The 14956-nt window shown below is 60.4% G+C and carries 20 protein-coding genes; 8 read left to right on the plus strand and 12 right to left on the minus strand.

Annotated features, from left to right (window positions below; all coding sequences use genetic code 11):
* Positions 1–19: 19 nt before the first annotated feature.
* The 6 genes from AB6803_RS20670 to AB6803_RS20695 form a co-directional block, all read right to left on the minus strand.
* Entirely contained in the window at positions 20–571 is a 552-nt protein-coding gene (locus tag AB6803_RS20670) for a LemA family protein (protein ID WP_371110648.1), read from the minus strand.
* A gap of 87 nt (positions 572–658) precedes the next feature.
* A complete protein-coding gene (locus AB6803_RS20675; protein WP_371110649.1) occupies positions 659–1618 on the minus strand; it encodes a glycine--tRNA ligase subunit alpha in 960 nt (319 codons plus the stop codon).
* A 140-nt stretch (positions 1619–1758) separates the two neighbouring features.
* On the minus strand, positions 1759–2169 hold the full coding sequence (locus tag AB6803_RS20680; RefSeq protein ID WP_371110650.1) for a PIN domain-containing protein: 411 nt from the start codon (positions 2167–2169) through the stop codon (positions 1759–1761).
* Positions 2169–2399 (minus strand): AbrB/MazE/SpoVT family DNA-binding domain-containing protein, encoded by a 231-nt coding sequence (locus AB6803_RS20685; RefSeq protein WP_371110651.1) that lies wholly within the window; start codon positions 2397–2399, stop codon positions 2169–2171. The genes AB6803_RS20680 and AB6803_RS20685 overlap by 1 nt, the downstream gene beginning before the upstream one ends.
* Before the next feature lie 63 nt (positions 2400–2462).
* On the minus strand, positions 2463–2654 hold the full coding sequence (locus AB6803_RS20690; protein WP_007695172.1) for an NfeD family protein: 192 nt from the start codon (positions 2652–2654) through the stop codon (positions 2463–2465).
* Between the two features lie 16 nt (positions 2655–2670).
* Positions 2671–3531 carry a S49 family peptidase gene (locus AB6803_RS20695; protein ID WP_371110652.1) on the minus strand — a complete coding sequence of 287 codons (861 nt, stop codon included), beginning with the start codon at positions 3529–3531 and terminating at the stop codon, positions 2671–2673.
* 260 nt (positions 3532–3791) lie between these two features.
* Between AB6803_RS20695 and AB6803_RS20700 the strand changes: the two genes are divergently transcribed.
* A complete protein-coding gene (locus tag AB6803_RS20700) occupies positions 3792–3971 on the plus strand; it encodes a hypothetical protein (RefSeq protein WP_371110653.1) in 180 nt (59 codons plus the stop codon).
* Complete coding sequence (locus AB6803_RS20705; protein WP_371110654.1) at positions 3961–4584, plus strand: helix-turn-helix domain-containing protein; 624 nt, start codon at positions 3961–3963, stop codon at positions 4582–4584. Before AB6803_RS20700 ends, AB6803_RS20705 begins: the two co-directional genes overlap by 11 nt.
* A gap of 98 nt (positions 4585–4682) precedes the next feature.
* Here AB6803_RS20705 and AB6803_RS20710 read toward each other — a convergent pair whose 3' ends face one another.
* The 3 genes from AB6803_RS20710 to AB6803_RS20720 form a co-directional block, all read right to left on the minus strand.
* The gene (locus tag AB6803_RS20710) at positions 4683–5039 is read right to left on the minus strand and encodes a hypothetical protein (RefSeq protein ID WP_371110655.1); all 357 of its coding nucleotides are present in this window, start codon (positions 5037–5039) and stop codon (positions 4683–4685) included.
* A 275-nt stretch (positions 5040–5314) separates the two neighbouring features.
* Positions 5315–6091, minus strand: coding sequence for a tRNA1(Val) (adenine(37)-N6)-methyltransferase (locus AB6803_RS20715; RefSeq protein ID WP_371110656.1), 777 nt, complete (start codon positions 6089–6091; stop codon positions 5315–5317).
* Between the two features lie 10 nt (positions 6092–6101).
* Positions 6102–6332 carry a DUF2007 domain-containing protein gene (locus AB6803_RS20720; RefSeq protein ID WP_007695186.1) on the minus strand — a complete coding sequence of 77 codons (231 nt, stop codon included), beginning with the start codon at positions 6330–6332 and terminating at the stop codon, positions 6102–6104.
* Positions 6333–6440: 108 nt separating this feature from the next.
* Here AB6803_RS20720 and AB6803_RS20725 point away from each other — a divergent pair, with 108 nt between their 5' ends.
* The 4 genes from AB6803_RS20725 to moaB all read left to right on the plus strand — a co-directional run bounded on the left by AB6803_RS20725 (position 6441) and on the right by moaB (position 10915).
* Positions 6441–7457: a polyprenyl synthetase family protein gene (locus AB6803_RS20725; RefSeq protein ID WP_371110657.1), complete on the plus strand. Its 1017-nt coding sequence runs from the start codon at positions 6441–6443 to the stop codon at positions 7455–7457.
* A 124-nt stretch (positions 7458–7581) separates the two neighbouring features.
* Positions 7582–9438, plus strand: a complete 1857-nt coding sequence (locus tag AB6803_RS20730) for a tetratricopeptide repeat protein (protein ID WP_371110658.1) — start codon at positions 7582–7584, stop codon at positions 9436–9438.
* 8 nt (positions 9439–9446) lie between these two features.
* Complete coding sequence (locus AB6803_RS20735) at positions 9447–10361, plus strand: 4-(cytidine 5'-diphospho)-2-C-methyl-D-erythritol kinase (protein ID WP_371110659.1); 915 nt, start codon at positions 9447–9449, stop codon at positions 10359–10361.
* Complete coding sequence (gene moaB / locus AB6803_RS20740; RefSeq protein WP_371110660.1) at positions 10361–10915, plus strand: molybdenum cofactor biosynthesis protein B; 555 nt, start codon at positions 10361–10363, stop codon at positions 10913–10915. Before AB6803_RS20735 ends, moaB begins: the two co-directional genes overlap by 1 nt.
* 43 nt (positions 10916–10958) lie before the next feature.
* Here moaB and AB6803_RS20745 read toward each other — a convergent pair whose 3' ends face one another.
* Complete coding sequence (locus AB6803_RS20745; RefSeq protein ID WP_371110661.1) at positions 10959–11273, minus strand: hypothetical protein; 315 nt, start codon at positions 11271–11273, stop codon at positions 10959–10961.
* A 182-nt stretch (positions 11274–11455) separates the two neighbouring features.
* Complete coding sequence (locus AB6803_RS20750; RefSeq protein ID WP_371110662.1) at positions 11456–11974, minus strand: glycosyltransferase family 2 protein; 519 nt, start codon at positions 11972–11974, stop codon at positions 11456–11458.
* Between the two features lie 230 nt (positions 11975–12204).
* On the opposite strand from AB6803_RS20750, the gene AB6803_RS20755 reads away from it, so the two are divergent.
* On the plus strand, positions 12205–13362 hold the full coding sequence (locus tag AB6803_RS20755; protein WP_371110663.1) for a PA0069 family radical SAM protein: 1158 nt from the start codon (positions 12205–12207) through the stop codon (positions 13360–13362).
* Positions 13363–13466: 104 nt separating this feature from the next.
* Positions 13467–14126 carry a ribonuclease HII gene (locus AB6803_RS20760; RefSeq protein WP_371110845.1) on the plus strand — a complete coding sequence of 220 codons (660 nt, stop codon included), beginning with the start codon at positions 13467–13469 and terminating at the stop codon, positions 14124–14126.
* Between the two features lie 6 nt (positions 14127–14132).
* Here the strand turns inward: AB6803_RS20760 and AB6803_RS20765 are convergent, their stop codons facing one another.
* Complete coding sequence (locus tag AB6803_RS20765) at positions 14133–14915, minus strand: phosphotransferase (protein ID WP_371110664.1); 783 nt, start codon at positions 14913–14915, stop codon at positions 14133–14135.
* Between the last annotated feature and the right edge of the window lie 41 nt (positions 14916–14956).

Here is a 14956-nt window from a genome sequence, read left to right on the forward strand (position 1 = left end):
AAAACCGATAGCGGGAATCTCAGAACTTGACGGTCGGAACGGCGCGGTCGGCTTCGTTGGTAATCTCGAAATAGGCGCGCTTGGCGAAACCGAACTGGCCGGCGATGAGATTGGAGGGGAAGCTCTCGACCTTGACGTTGAGATCGCGGGCAGCGCCGTTGTAATAGCGCCGAGACATCTGGATCTCGCCTTCGATACCTTCCAGCGAACGCTGCAATTCGAGGAAGTTCGTGTTGGCCTTGAGATCAGGATAGGCTTCGGCAAGGGCGATCACGCGGCCGAGCGCCTGCCCGAGAAGGCCTTCGGCCACGCCACGGCCTGCGACATCGCCTGCCGGCACGGCTTGCGCCTTGTTGCGCAGCTCGACGACCTCTTCCAGCGTCTGGCGCTCATGAGAGGCATAGCCCTTCACGGTTTCGATCAGGTTGGGGATCAGATCGGCACGGCGCTTCAACTGCACGTCGATACCGGACCATGCCTCCTCGGCCACCTGCCGGGCGCGGACGAGGCCGTTATAGACGAAAACGGCATACAGCGCGGCAAGGACGATGATCGCCAGGATAATATACATCGCGAACCCCCCGTTGCGATTACAATCAAGGGGACACTATGCGGCTTCGCGGATATTGTCACCCGCTTTCGCTGTCCGGGCAGTATCTTAGGCGGCCTGCTTGCCCCAGTTGATACCGCCGGCATCCGTCAGCAGGAAAGCCTCGCCGCATGCCTTGGCGAGCGTACGCACGCGCAGGATGTAGCTCTGGCGCTCGGTGACGGAGATCACACCGCGCGCGTCGAGCAGGTTGAAGACGTGGCTTGCCTTGATGCACTGGTCATAGGCCGGGAAGACGCATTTGTGCAGACGCTGATGGTCGCTGTCGCCGGGGGCGCCGGCAGCCAGAAGCGCCAGGCATTCCTTTTCGGCATCGATGAAGTGACGATGCAGCATCTCGGTATTGGCATATTCGAAATTATGCCGGGAGTATTCCTGCTCGGCCTGCAGGAAGACATCGCCGTAGGTGATCTTCTCGTCGCCCTCGAGGCCATTGAAATTCAGGTCATAGACGTTGTCGACGCCCTGGACGTAGGTCGCAAGACGCTCCAGGCCATAGGTCAGCTCGCCGGCGACCGGCGCGCACTCGATGCCGCAGATCTGCTGGAAATAGGTGAACTGCGACACTTCCATGCCGTCGCACCAGCACTCCCAGCCGAGACCCCAGGCGCCGAGCGTCGGGCTCTCCCAGTCGTCCTCAACGAAGCGGATGTCATGCACGAGCGGATCAAGACCGATTGCCGCCAGCGAACCGAGATAGAGTTCCTGCAGGTTCGGCGGATTGGGCTTCAGGATCACCTGATACTGGTAGTAATGCTGCATGCGGTTCGGGTTTTCGCCGTAGCGACCGTCGGACGGGCGGCGCGACGGCTGCACGTAAGCGGCCTTCCAAGGCTTCGGCCCTAGCGCGCGCAGCGTGGTTGCCGGATGAAACGTGCCGGCGCCGACTTCCATATCGTAGGGCTGAAGAACCGCGCAACCCTTGTCGGCCCAGTAATTATGCAGGGTCAGGATCAACGCCTGGAACGAGCGCTTCGGATTCATATGGTCGGGCACGGTGGCGGTCATGGAAATCGACTACTATCTGCTTGATGTACGTTGGCGCGACAGGTGCCACGATGGAAGACAAGGGTCAAGGTTTTTGCATCGACGGATGCGTGCTTTATATGCACTCCGGCAGCGCAAGTTACGATAGTGAGATGATGGGCTCAGGACTCACGAAATGGATTGATAATCGTCAGCTGCTTTTCGACAACCAAGCCGTCGTGCAAATCCTCCGAATAGCATCTCTCGCATTTGCCTTTCAGAGCCGCTGCGATCATTGCCGCGTCGTAGTAAGAAAAATTATAACGCTCTGCCAGCTTAAGCGCCGAGAGGGTCGTCTTCTCATCAATCGGGAGAATTGAAACGGACAAATCGACTATCGTTTGGACAACATCATAAATGCGTGTCCATGGTAACCGGAGCTTCTTGCGTCCAACGTTGGCAAATTCGTTCAATGCCTGCACGCTTGTTACAAACGGGTCAGCCAGGAGTGATTGTGCCCTTGATGCTCGTGGGTCTTCCGCGAATGCGTAGAGCAGAACATTCGTATCAAGAAAGGAAGGAACAACAGGCATTAGCGGGAACTGGCTTCGTCGCGATCAAACTTCCAATCCGCCGGGAGCTTGAGCTGAAACGCCCTCATTCTCTCTAACGCTCTTTCCCGCCGGTCATCCCGTTCGATTTCGAAAGTACAATCTCCTCCGATACGCACGACGACATCATCACCTTCCTTCAAATCCAGGGCTTCTGCGACCGCTGAAGGAATACGGATGGCCAAGCTATTTCCCCATTTTGAAACTTGCACGGGACGCTCCTTGATATACGTTCGCGATGTATATCATTTATTCAAATGTGAAGCAATTGACGCCTACTCATCATCCCGCTTCACCCGATATTCCCCCGTCTTCGGATCCTTCACCAAAGTCCCGACAGCACCCGTACGCCGCTCGTTTTCGGCCCTGCGTGACTTTTCGGTGAGCTTTTGCGCGTCGCGCACGAAGCGTCGATAAAGCCACCAGATGCCGCCGATGACGACGGCGAAGAATATAATCTGCGGCATTACGCAGCACTCCCGATTACAATCCGTACCGTCCCCACAATGCCTTTTCCTCCGCCGCTTGCGCAAGTCCGGAGGCAAGACCAGCGCCGATGCCGTCCATGCCCGCAAGCGAAACGCCGGGCGCGCGGCGGCCGAAGAGGCTGCGCGGCGTGCTGACCAGCTCGAGTTTGATCTTGTCGCCGAAGCGCTTCCGCAGCTCCTGGCGCATATCGCCGAGCCCGTCGATCAGGCCAAGCTCCAGACCGCGTCCGCCGGTCCAGAAAAGACCGGAAAACACGGTGTCGTCGTCAGTGAGCTTACCCGCCCGGCGCTCGCGCACCATGTCGATGAAGACCTTATGGATCTCCAGCTGCAGGCTCTTTAAATATTCGATGTCCTTTTCCTTTTCCGGCTGGAATGGATCGAGGATCACCTTGTTCTCGCCGGCGGTATAGACACGACGCTCGACACCGAGTTTCTTCAGCAGCTCTGGAAAGCCGAAACCGCCGGAGACGACGCCGATGGAACCAACGATGGAGGTGGCGTCGGCGATGATCTCGTCGCCGGCGAGCGCGATCATATAGCCGCCGGAGGCCGCGACATCCTCGACGAAGACCAGCACCTTCTTCTGCTTTTCCTGCGCTAGATCGCGGATGCGGTTATAGATCATCCGCGACTGCACCGGCGAGCCGCCGGGCGAATTGACGACGAGCGCAACCGCTGGCGCAGCCTTCATCTCGAAGGCCTTTTCCAGTACTTGTGACACGCCAGCAAGGTTGAGCGACTGCCGGAGAGGCCCGCCGCCTGACGCGATGACACCGCCCAGCCGCACGACCGGGATGACTACTCTTTCCTTGCGAAACCGCTTCGGAAGCATGCGCCTGAAAAAACCAGCCATTCGACGTCCCTGAATCATGATGTTTGCTGCCGTGATGTATGCATGGAAACGGCAAACACAACATCGATCATTGCATTTTCGCGCCGGGATTGCTGCGGGGGCCATGTTTTTCATCGACGACACCGGAGAGGACGCACTTTCGCCGCCGGCGCAAAGGTCCGCAAAAACATTCCTCAGTGTCCCTCAAGATTGGGCGCTGCGCCCTCTACATCCGTCGATCAAAAAAATAGATTTATGGCATCGAACCGCAGGAGCATCGCATGTCCAGCCAGGCTGCCAACATCATCGATTTCCAGGCCTATCGTGACGCCCGCGCCAAGAGCACGCCGGTAGAGCAGGCTCCCGTTTCCGCTTGGCCTTCACAGCCTTTCCTGATGTGGGTCCCTTTCATGGGTTTCGTCCCGGTGATGCCGCTTGGCAACCCGAACTATGGCGCTTGAATCCATCGAGCCTCTGCATCTGCTCCCAAGAGCCGAGTCGGTCGATGAAATTTCGGCGTTGACGGGCCAGAACCTTCGCCGGCTGCGCACGCGCCGCGGCTATTCGCTGGATCGGCTGGCAAAAATCTCCGGCGTCAGCCGCGCCATGCTCGGACAGGTCGAAACCGGCAAGAGCAGCCCGACAATCAGCATCCTCTGGAAGATTGCCGCGGCGCTCGATGTCCCCTGCGGCTCGCTGATCGCCCAACCGCACGACACCTCGTTGCAGGTGCTGACCCATGCCAAGGCGAAGGTGCTGTCCGCCTCCGAAGGCAAGTTCCAGACGCGGGCGCTCTTTCCCTATGAAAGCGAGCGCAAGGTCGAATTCTACGAGCTGCGCATCGCGCCCTATCACACGGAGATCGCCGAGGCCCATCATCACGGCACGATCGAAAACCTTGTGGTCTCGCGCGGTACGGTCGAAATCGTCGCGGGGAAGCATCCGCCGCAGATCCTCGGCGAAGGCGACGCCGTGATCTTCGATGCCGACGTCGCCCACAGCTACCGCAACATGACCAGCAGCGAAGCCGTGCTCTATCTGGTCTCGACCTATGTCGAGGAAGTTCGCGGCTAAGGTACCTTTGCCCAGAAAAGCAAAAAGGCCGCCCTTGCGGACGGCCTGAGGCAGATGGAGGTCTGCTTGTTATTCCGAGGGGTGGATGCCCTTAGGAATTAGGCTGCTTCCATCACGCAGCACATCATCATGTTGCCGCACATCATCATCATCGGCATGCCGGACGACATCATGCGCTTGCAGCATTCCATGAACATGTCCTTGTCCATGCCTTCCATCGGCATCATTTCGCAGACCATGCCCTTCGGCGTCATCTTGCAGGTCATCTTGCTCATCATCATCTGCATCATGGGCATCATGCCGTTCATCATCGGCATCTGACCCATCATCATTGGGTTCGTCATCCCGCCCATCATGGGATTCATCATCGGCATCATCATGCCGTTCATCATCGGGTTCATCATACCACCCATCATCGGGTTCATCATCGGCATCATGTTCATCGCGGGGTTCATCTGGGTCATCTCCGGTGCTCGGCCGTATTTCGGCTCTCAATGAGAATTGAGGTAGAACGACTAAAAATAACGTTCAAGGTAAAAAAACGTTCCAATAATCTTTCCTCCAACAGAATGGAAACACGTCCGCTTGATGTCGAACAACGTTCGTTATCGCGGATATTCCTCCGCTATCGCGGACTATACCGACGCCTTGGTCGAAATGAATAAAACCGAAGATGGTTATTCTTGCCGCAAACGAATCGCAGGCTCATCAACCGGCCAGGGGCGGCAGGTTATTTCCGCTCGTAGGCGGCGCGGCCATTGTTGAGATCATCGACGAAGTCGGAGAATTTATGCGTCCCTTCACCATGCATGATCAGCGGCGCCCGCAACGCCAGCCGCGCCCGTGAGCCCTTGATTGCCGTCACCAGGATGCGAACCGCGTTTTCGCCGTCGCGCGGATGGATCGGCGTGATCTCGATGCCGCCGAAGCGGCGGCCGCAGGCGGCGATGATCTCGCCGATCGATTGCGGCCGGGCGATCAGCGACAGCTGACCGCCGGGGATCATGATTGCGCCCGCCGTGCGTACCCAGCGTTCGAACAGGCCGTCGGTCATGGCATGCGCCTCAGCCTTCAGCGCGTCCGGCGTCAGCCGGTCGCTGGCATCGTTGAAGGGCGGATTCATGATGACATGATGGAAACTGTCGTCGACGAGACCAGCGGCGTTGCGTTCCTTGCCGATAAGGGTCACATCGGCTTCGATCACCGAGACGCGACGCGCGAACCGCGCATTTTCCGCAAGAGTAAGGCTCTTTCGAGCAAACTCGGCCATTTCCGCGGAACGCTCGAACAGTACCACCTCGGCCTGCTCCAGCCGCGAGGCCACCGCTATTCCGGCCGCCCCCGCACCGGCGCCGAGATCGGCCACCTTGATGCCGCGCTCATCGGCCACCAGGGCTGCGAGCAGCATGGCGTCCATGCCGGAGCGATGTCCCCTACCCTTTGGCTGGACGACATGGAAGGCGCCGCGATGGAAAGCATCGATCGTTTCGGACGAATGGACGGCCATGATGAAAACCTTAGTCGCCCGCGGAGCGCAGTTCGTCGCCGAGGCCGGCATCGATGAGGATGCGCCGAGCCTGATCGGCGCGGTCGGTCTCCACCAGAAAGCGGCGCGGCAGCATGCCGAGCGAACCCTCGAGAATGCTCATGGCCTGATCCGCGACAAAGCAATGAATCCCAGCATCCTTCATCAGGCTCTCGGCGAAGGAGAGGAGAACCGGGTCGTTCGTACGGATGAGTTCGTGCATAAGCCTCGGGTTTCCTGTCAAATTTACGCGACGAGACAATTCGCCTCTTGCCGCCCCTTGCGCCCCTTCTTATTGTGCTTTGTGAAAAATGAACAGGAGTCCGGACAGTTGGGCGTCGTGATACCGCTTGAAGAAAGCAAGAATAAACAGGCATCCATTAAGCCATTGGTGGACCTGACCAAGGCGGATATGGAACGCGTGAACCAGCTTATCCTGTCGAAAGCCGGTTCCGACGTGCAGATGATTCCGGAAGTTGCGGAACACCTGATCTCCTCCGGCGGCAAGCGGTTGCGGCCGATGCTGACCATCGCCTCCGCAGCACTCTACAACTACCAGGGCGACAATCACATCAAGCTCGCGACCTCGGTCGAGTTCCTGCACACAGCGACCTTGCTGCATGATGACGTCGTGGACGAAAGCGACCTGCGGCGCGGCAAGTCCACGGCCCGCATGATCTGGGGCAACCAGGCCAGCGTTCTCGTCGGCGACTTCCTGCTCGGCCAGGCCTTCCGCATGATGGTCGAAGTCGGCTCGCTGGAAGCGCTCGACGTGCTGTCGTCAGCCGCCTGCGTCATCGCCGAGGGTGAGGTGCTGCAGCTCTCCGTCTCCAAGAACATGGAGACCACCGAAGACGATTATCTCTCCGTCATCCGTGCCAAGACGGCTGCACTTTTCTCCGCTGCCGCCGAAGTCGGCCCGATCGTCGCCAATGCCGGCAAGGCCGAGCGCAATGCGCTGAAGTCCTACGGCACCAATCTCGGCCTCGCCTTCCAGCTCGTTGACGACGCATTGGATTACGGCGGCAAGGCCGCCGATCTCGGCAAGAATGTCGGTGACGATTTCCGCGAAGGCAAGATCACCCTTCCCGTCATTCTTGCCTATCGCCGCGGCACCGAGAAGGAACGCGCCTTCTGGCGCGAGGCCATCGAGACCGGCAACAACAGCGACGAGAACCTGGAAAAGGCACTGGGTCTGATCACGAAATATGGTGCGCTCACCGACACCATCGCCCGCGCCGTTCACTACGGCACTATCGCCCGTGATGCGCTGGCGCCGCTTCCGGAAACGCCATGGAAATCCGCACTCATGGAAGTGATCGATTTCTGCATCGAACGCGTGAACTGATCGGCAGCGGCCCGAATTTCTTGCGCGGCCGCTTCAAAAAAGCCATCCTGTTGTGAATCAGTTGACACGAATGTTTTGTGCTGCCGGCGTCCTCGCTGGTAATCCCTTGATGAAAGGCTTTCTAATGCGGCAGAGACTTGCCATCCGTTTCCTCTCGGGCGCAGCCTTGGCAGCGATCCTTTCGATGTCGGCGCTGAATAGCGCGCGCGCGGAGGATGCCCCGGCAACGCCGGACACCAAGAGCGAGGTAGTCTTCGACGCGGAAGCCGTCGACACCTTTGCCGGCGCCTTCCTTGCCGCCCGTACCGCCGATGTCGACCATGATTACGATACCGCAATCGCGCTTTACAAAAAGGCTCTGATGCTTGAGCCGGGCAATCCGGAAATCCGGCAGCGACTGATGATCTCGCTGCTGCTCAACGGCAATCTCGAAGAGGGCGTGAAATACGCCAACGAATTGAAGAGCGACCCTTCCGTGGAGCGCGTCACCACGATCGTACGCGGCATGGATGCCATCCGCCGGCACGACTACAAGGCCGCGCAGGACATTCTCAAATATAACGGTCCGAACGATCTCGACCGGATGATGAACAATCTGCTGCTTGCCTGGGCGCGCGTTGGCGCCGGTCGTGGCAAGGAAGCCATCGCCATGATCGACAAGATGAAGGGACCGGACTGGTTCAACATCTTCAAGAACTATCATGCCGGTGCCATTGCCATCACCATCGGTGACGTGAAATCTGCCCGCTCGCACCTGAACGACGCCATTCTCGACAAGGCTGGCGGCGCGACCGCTCCCGATACCTTCATGCGCGCCGTGATGGCGCTGGCACGCCTCGAAGCCAAGGCCGGCGACAAGCAGAAGGCGCTGGACACGGTTTCGGTCGGCGACAACCTGATCAGCAACTACGCGCCGCTGAACGCGCTGCGCGACAGCATCAACAAGGGCGAAAAGCCGGACCAGCAGGTCACCGACGCCAGCCAGGGTGCCGCCTCGGTGCTCTTTACCATCGGCGCTGCGCTGAACCGCGATGGCGCCGAAGATGTCGTCTCGCTCTACCTGCAAATCGCCAACACGCTCGATCCCAAGAGCGCTGATACACTGGTTCTCCTCGGCGGGCTTGCCGAAAAACAGGAGCAGGTCGACCGCGCCATTTCCTTCTACAAGAAGGTGCCCGACAATTCGCCGATGGCCCGCATCTCCGAGCTGCAGCTCGGGCTTGCGCTGGCCCAGGCCGGCAAGGTCGACGATGCGCGCAAGCACCTGAAGGCGCTGATCGATTCCGACCCGAAGGATGTCCGCAGCTACCTGGCCTATGGCAGCGTTCTCTCCGACGCCAAGGACTTCCAGGGCATGGCCGACAATTACGACAAGGCCATTGAGATTATCGGCCCCGTGCCGAAGCGCAGCGACTGGGCCGTGTTCTTCCAACGCGGCATCGCCTATGAGCGGCTGAAGAAGTGGCCGCAGGCCGAGCCGAACTTCAAGAAGGCGCTGGAGCTGAACCCCGACCAGCCGCAGGTGCTGAACTATCTCGGCTATTCCTGGGTCGACATGAACACCAATCTCGACCAGGGCCTCGACATGATCCGCAAGGCTGTCGATCTGAAGCCGGACGACGGCTACATCGTCGATTCGCTTGGCTGGGCCTATTTCCGCCTCAACCGCTTCGACGATGCTGTGACCGAGCTGGAGCGTGCCGCGCAGCTGAAGGCCGGCGACCCCACGATCAACGACCATCTGGGCGACGCCTATTGGCGCGTCAACCGCAAGCTGGAAGCGGTCTATCAGTGGAACCGTGCGCTGGCCTCCAAGCCGGAGGAAGCGGATATTCCGAAGATCAAGGAGAAGGTCGAAAAGGGCCTACCGGCGCTCGACACCGACCCTAAGACGGTCGACAAGAGCAAACAGCCGGACCCGACTCCGCCGCCGGCAACCGACCCTAATACGAATACTCCACCTGTCGATAAGAAGTCCTAAGACCACCGATGACCATGATCTTAGCGGTGGGCGATTTCGACCTCACGGAGGAAGCGCCCGCCAAGATCAATCTGACGCTGCATGTCACCGGCCAGCGGGCCGACGGATATCATCTGCTCGACATGCTGGTGACCTTCACGCAGCACGGCGACCGGCTTGGTTTTCGTGCCAGCGAGCACGACGAATTCAGCCTTTCCGGACGCTTCTCCCCTCTTCTTGCCGCTGACGCGGATGCCGGCGGCAATCTGGTTCTGAAGGCGCGCGACCTGCTGCGGCGGGCTGCCCGTGATGCCGGGCTGGAAGCGCCACCGGTGCATATCCATCTGGAAAAGAACCTGCCAGTCGCCTCAGGCATTGGCGGCGGCTCGGCGGACGCGGCGGCGACCCTGCGCGGATTGGCAAAGCTCTGGAACCTTGCCCTGCCCCTGGACACAATGACGGCGCTCACGCTGAAGCTCGGCGCCGACGTGCCGATGTGCCTTGTCAGCCGGCCGCTGATTGCGCGCGGCATCGGCGAGGCGATCGAATTGCTGCCGAATTTCCCGTCCTTCGCCATGGTCCTCGGCAATCCCCTGGTCGGCGTTTCGACGCCGGAGGTGTTTCGTCGGCTGGTCCGCAAGGATAATCCGCCGCTCGCACTCGCCCTGCAAACGTCGAACGACCGCGCGCGATGGATCGCGGCGATCGGGGGATTACGCAACGATCTCGAGCCACCGGCACGGTCGCTCTGCGGCGAAATCGCCACGCTGTCGCAGATGATCGCCGATGAAGGGGCGCTTGTGACCCGTATGTCTGGCTCCGGCGCCACCTGTTTTGGCCTGTTTCATGATCTTGAGCAGGCAACAGCGGCGGCCACATCGCTTCACAGGCTGCGGCCCGACTGGTATTTCCAGGCGACAGAGACAATCAAGGGAGATGCATGATGGCTGGCCCAAGCGAAGCAAGACCCTTCATTCCCGTCGGCATCGCCGTGCTGACCGTTTCCGATACGCGCACGCTGGCCGACGACAAATCCGGCGACACGCTAGTCGCCCGCATCGCGGAGGCCGGCCACAGGCTGGCGGCCCGCGCCATCGTCCCCGACGACAAAGAGCGTATCCGCGGCCAGGTGGAAGCCTGGACGCGCGACAAGACCATCGACGTCGTCATCACGACCGGCGGCACCGGCTTTACCGGCCGCGACGTGACGCCCGAGGCGCTGGAGCCCCTGTTCGAAAAGCGGATGGACGGCTTTTCCGAAGTGTTCCATCGCATTTCCTACGACAAGATCGGCACGGCAACCATCCAATCGCGGGCAACCGGCGGCGTCGCCAACGCCACCTTCATCTTCGTGCTGCCCGGCTCGCCCGGCGCCTGCAAGGATGCCTGGGATGGGATCTTGAAGGCGCAGCTCGACTATCGCCACATGCCCTGCAATTTCGTCGAGATCATGCCGCGCCTTGACGAGCACCTGAAACGTGGCTCCGGCACCAACTGAGATTGGCGTTTCGCTGAGATAACGCGGCCGGCCTTCTGGGTTGCTATGCCTTCGGCCCGGGAAGAACAGGAATAGAATCCCAATTCTGACCGGTGAGAATGACGCAGCTGCGGCCGGAGACATCGGTGATCATCATTGTCCAGCTGCCGCTTTCAGCGGCGAAGATTTCGACGATCGTCTTTGAATCGAGCTGACCGATAGCCGAGGGTTTCTCGGAATAGTGCCCATCAAGAAAAGTGGCGATTTCGGCGCGCTTGGCGCAAGCGAGTGTCGCCTGCGCGGCGGCTTGGTTAGGGAGAAGGATTGCCGTTGCCAAGACGGCCGTTCCGATAAGGCGGTTGAACATCGTGCGTTCCATGACGCACCTCCTTTCGCCGGAAATCCGGCAGAAGAGGAGAGTTCCGCTGACCTGTTCTGCCGCATACCGGCATCTTCATGGTCGACCGCCCGACGCGACACGCGAAAGGTGCCGCCACGAGAAAATTATGACAGCTATTCCGGTATTTACAAATGGAATCTGGATTGGCGGCAAGGCCAGGCCTACCGGGCCGCCCTCACGACCCAGGAGGGGATGAGTTCACTCGACAAGCGGCGACCCTTCAGCCCTTTGGCGAATTCGGCAAGCCGCATGCCGGACTTTGCGACTGCAATGGCTTGGCGCTTGGAGAGAAGCAGTCCGAGTTCCAGCGGCGGCGAGCCGCGTCTGATGCGCTGCAATAACGGCCGGCGATAGCCGCGCGACGCGGTGAAGCGGGCCGGCACCTTGTTCAGCGAGACATATTCGGCGATCTCATCGATCCAGCCCGCCTGCGGCCGCGCGCCGGGCTCGACCAGAAGCAGCCACTCGCCCCGCGCCGAGCGCAATATGTCCTTGATATCCCACTGCGAATAAAAACGGCAGCCGGCGGCGTCGGCAACCCGCGAGGTGCCGTCGCGCGAGCCGTGATCAAGCACAACGACATCGGAGACGAGCCCCTCGATCGCGCCCACCACCAATGCCGCCAATGTTTGTGCCAGCTCAGGTTCCTGGTCCTGGCATTCTATAATGACCGTCAACATTGCCCATTTATAGAGCGCCGCACAATTTATTGCCAGCGGCCAAGCTGAAAACCAGAGCGTTTAAGAAAAGAATCATATGCAACTCGAGAAGTGGCATTCCAGCCTCCACTCATCCCTGAATGAGGGGTGATTTTCCGCATTTTGTTCTTGCAATGTTCTCATTTGTCGGATAGGAATTTAATCAGCCTAGACGCGGCATGCAACGTCATAAACCGCCCCCGGAGTTACCGATGAACGAGCAGTCCCTTGCAGGGCAGGCCGCGTTTGCGCCTGCCAATACGGCAGATATTGCCAATGCTTTGATCGCCGACACTGGTCTCAGGGTCGAGATCGACCGCCGGCGTGGACGTGGCGCCGGGCTCAACCCGAGCGGCCGGTTCGAGCCGCTTCAGCGCGAGACATTCGATGACGGCTGGCAGACCCTTGAAGAGCTGCCGCCCTTCAAGACCGAAGTACAAATTGAAAAGCCGCGCACCGCGATCACCCGCAACGAATCCCCCGATATCCCCTTCGACCGCTCCATCAATCCCTATCGTGGCTGCGAACATGGCTGCATCTATTGTTTCGCGCGGCCGACGCATGCCTATATGGGCCTGTCGGCGGGACTCGATTTCGAAGCGAAGCTGTTTGCCAAACCGGATGCGGCGAAACTGCTGGAACGCGAGCTGGCAAAGCCCGGCTACAAGCCGCGCGTCATCGCCATCGGCACCAATACCGATCCCTATCAGCCGATCGAGAAGGAATGGCGGATCATGCGCCAGATCCTCGAAGTGCTGAACAAGGCGAACCATCCCGTCGCGATCGTCACCAAGTCGGCGCTGGTCATGCGCGATATCGATATCCTGAAGGAAATGGCCGCCAAGAATCTGGTGCGCGTCGGCCTCTCCGTGACGACACTCGACCGCAAGCTGGCCCGCACGATGGAACCGCGCGCCGCGACGCCACAGCGGCGACTGGAGGCGATCCGGGCACTCAGCAAGGCTGGCATCCAGACCGCGATCATGGTGGCGCCGATCATCCCCGCCCTCAACGACCATGAGATCGAGCGTATCCTCGATGCCGGCAAGGCCGCCGGCGCCATGGAGGCGAGCTATGTCATCCTGCGCCTGCCGCTGGAGGTCAGCCCGCTTTTTCGCGACTGGCTGTTGCAGAATTATCCGGATCGCTATCGCCACGTCATGTCGCTGATCCGTTCGATGCGCGGCGGCAAGGATTACGACGCCGATTTCAGCAAGCGCATGAAGGGCGCCGGCCCTTATGCCTGGCAGATCAGCCGCCGCTTCGAAATGGCGACCAGGCGGCTGGAACTGACGCGCCGCAATATCGCGTTGCGCGACGACCTGTTCGTGCCGCCGGATGGCAGCGGCGTGCAGCTCTCATTGCTCTGACCCTTTCCTCGCGGGTTTCCCTGCCCGCTGGAAGAGCCCCCCGGTTCGCCGCCATGATCCACCGGGGGCTTGCAGGAGATCGGGTGGTGTGCGAGCTTCGCCGCATGCCACGCCGCACATCACCCGATTCTCCCATGCTTTTCGACGAAGGCCCGATCGTTCCGACCTTCGAACTGGAACTGATTGCCCGCCGTGCCGGACATTGGCCGGTCGCCGGTGCCGACGAGGCGGGGCGCGGCCCCCTGGCCGGGCCGGTCGTCGCCGCGGCGGTCATTCTCGATCCCGAGCGTATCCCGGAGGGATTGAACGATTCCAAGCAGCTTACAGCTGCCCGACGCGAAGCGCTGTTCATCGAAATCCTGGCAACGGCGACGGTCTCCATCGCCTCATCGAGCGCCACCCGCATCGACGTCACGGATATCCGCAAGGCGAGCCTCGATGCCATGCGCCGCGCCATATGCAGCCTCGCCATACCCGCGAGCTACGTTTTGACGGATGGGCTTGATGTGCCGGCAGGGCTCGCCTGCCCGGGAAAGGCCGTGGTCAAGGGCGACGCACGGTCCTTTTCCATCGCAGCCGCCTCGATCGTCGCCAAGGTGACGCGCGACCGGATGATGGCACGGGCCGGCGACGTCTTCCCTGCCTATGGCTTTGCCGCCCATGCCGGCTACGGCACGGCTCAACACCGCGCCGGCATCGAGAAGCACGGCCCCTGCTCGCTGCATCGCATGAGCTTTCGGCCGCTGCGAAGGGACGAGGCCTGACGGCTATTATCCGACAAGGCCAGCGATGATCTTCTCCCGGTTCTCGCTGATATAGCCAATATCGTTTCGGTAAACGCGGTCATGGCCGTCCAGAAGATCGCCGCGGTATTTCTCGACGCCACGCGCCGCTTCGCCTTCCATGAAACCAACCAGCGCATCCAGCCGTTCGATGATCATGTCCGGCAATGCCGGACGTCGCGCCGCCTCCAAGCCATAGGCGTCGAGGAAAATGCGGGCACGACGGGTCTGCGTGTCCAGCCCGCCGAGGCTCTCCGCCGCAATACCGGTGGACAGAGGCGCCCAGCGATAGAGAGCATAGGCAAGATCCCAACCGCGCGGACCGGGATGGGCCGTTTCAAAGTCGATGATGCCCGTCACGGCGCCTTCGTTCAGGACAACATTGTAGGGCGCGAAATCACCGTGGCAGATGACTTCGATCGGCCTGCGCGACGACATCTGCCATTCCTGCCACGCTGCCATCTCCGACAGAAACAGCGCCGTACAATCATGATAGCGCCGCAACAGAGACGCTGCCGACCGCAAGGCCGTCTCGGATCGCATATCCTCGCACTCATCGAGATCGCCAGTTGTGCCGGGCAGAAAACTTACCTTCTCCCACACCGCGTCATACCCCGCGGACAGGGGCGCATTCGTAAAGCCATGGGATCGCAAGCCCACAAGCAGCGCATGAACGCTCGCCGTCCATGGCCGGGTGTGCCGATGGATGAATTCGCCCCGGCGGAACGGTCCCTCGATGCCATTCTCCTCGCCACCATCCACTGTCAGCATTGCCACCGTCTCCCCACCGTGCGGCAATCTAGTTTCGATCG

Origin of the sequence: Rhizobium sp. RCC_161_2, assembly GCF_041355235.1 — a bacterium.
GTDB lineage: Bacteria > Pseudomonadota > Alphaproteobacteria > Rhizobiales > Rhizobiaceae > Rhizobium.

Bases quoted from the DNA above. Each gene is read 5' to 3' on its own strand.
- AB6803_RS20670 (WP_371110648.1), bottom strand. From the start codon at position 571: ATGTATATTATCCTGGCGATCATCGTCCTTGCCGCGCTGTATGCCGTT.
- AB6803_RS20675 (WP_371110649.1), bottom strand. From the start codon at position 1,618: ATGACCGCCACCGTGCCCGACCATATGAATCCGAAGCGCTCGTTCCAG.
- AB6803_RS20680 (WP_371110650.1), bottom strand. From the start codon at position 2,169: ATGCCTGTTGTTCCTTCCTTTCTTGATACGAATGTTCTGCTCTACGCA.
- AB6803_RS20690 (WP_007695172.1), bottom strand. From the start codon at position 2,654: ATGCCGCAGATTATATTCTTCGCCGTCGTCATCGGCGGCATCTGGTGG.
- AB6803_RS20695 (WP_371110652.1), bottom strand. From the start codon at position 3,531: ATGGCTGGTTTTTTCAGGCGCATGCTTCCGAAGCGGTTTCGCAAGGAA.
- AB6803_RS20700 (WP_371110653.1), top strand. From the start codon at position 3,792: ATGTCCAGCCAGGCTGCCAACATCATCGATTTCCAGGCCTATCGTGAC.
- AB6803_RS20705 (WP_371110654.1), top strand. From the start codon at position 3,961: ATGGCGCTTGAATCCATCGAGCCTCTGCATCTGCTCCCAAGAGCCGAG.
- AB6803_RS20710 (WP_371110655.1), bottom strand. From the start codon at position 5,039: ATGAACCCCGCGATGAACATGATGCCGATGATGAACCCGATGATGGGT.
- AB6803_RS20715 (WP_371110656.1), bottom strand. From the start codon at position 6,091: ATGGCCGTCCATTCGTCCGAAACGATCGATGCTTTCCATCGCGGCGCC.
- AB6803_RS20720 (WP_007695186.1), bottom strand. From the start codon at position 6,332: ATGCACGAACTCATCCGTACGAACGACCCGGTTCTCCTCTCCTTCGCC.
- AB6803_RS20730 (WP_371110658.1), top strand. From the start codon at position 7,582: ATGCGGCAGAGACTTGCCATCCGTTTCCTCTCGGGCGCAGCCTTGGCA.
- AB6803_RS20735 (WP_371110659.1), top strand. From the start codon at position 9,447: ATGACCATGATCTTAGCGGTGGGCGATTTCGACCTCACGGAGGAAGCG.
- moaB (WP_371110660.1), top strand. From the start codon at position 10,361: ATGGCTGGCCCAAGCGAAGCAAGACCCTTCATTCCCGTCGGCATCGCC.
- AB6803_RS20745 (WP_371110661.1), bottom strand. From the start codon at position 11,273: ATGGAACGCACGATGTTCAACCGCCTTATCGGAACGGCCGTCTTGGCA.
- AB6803_RS20750 (WP_371110662.1), bottom strand. From the start codon at position 11,974: ATGTTGACGGTCATTATAGAATGCCAGGACCAGGAACCTGAGCTGGCA.
- AB6803_RS20755 (WP_371110663.1), top strand. From the start codon at position 12,205: ATGAACGAGCAGTCCCTTGCAGGGCAGGCCGCGTTTGCGCCTGCCAAT.
- AB6803_RS20760 (WP_371110845.1), top strand. From the start codon at position 13,467: ATGCCACGCCGCACATCACCCGATTCTCCCATGCTTTTCGACGAAGGC.
- AB6803_RS20765 (WP_371110664.1), bottom strand. From the start codon at position 14,915: ATGCTGACAGTGGATGGTGGCGAGGAGAATGGCATCGAGGGACCGTTC.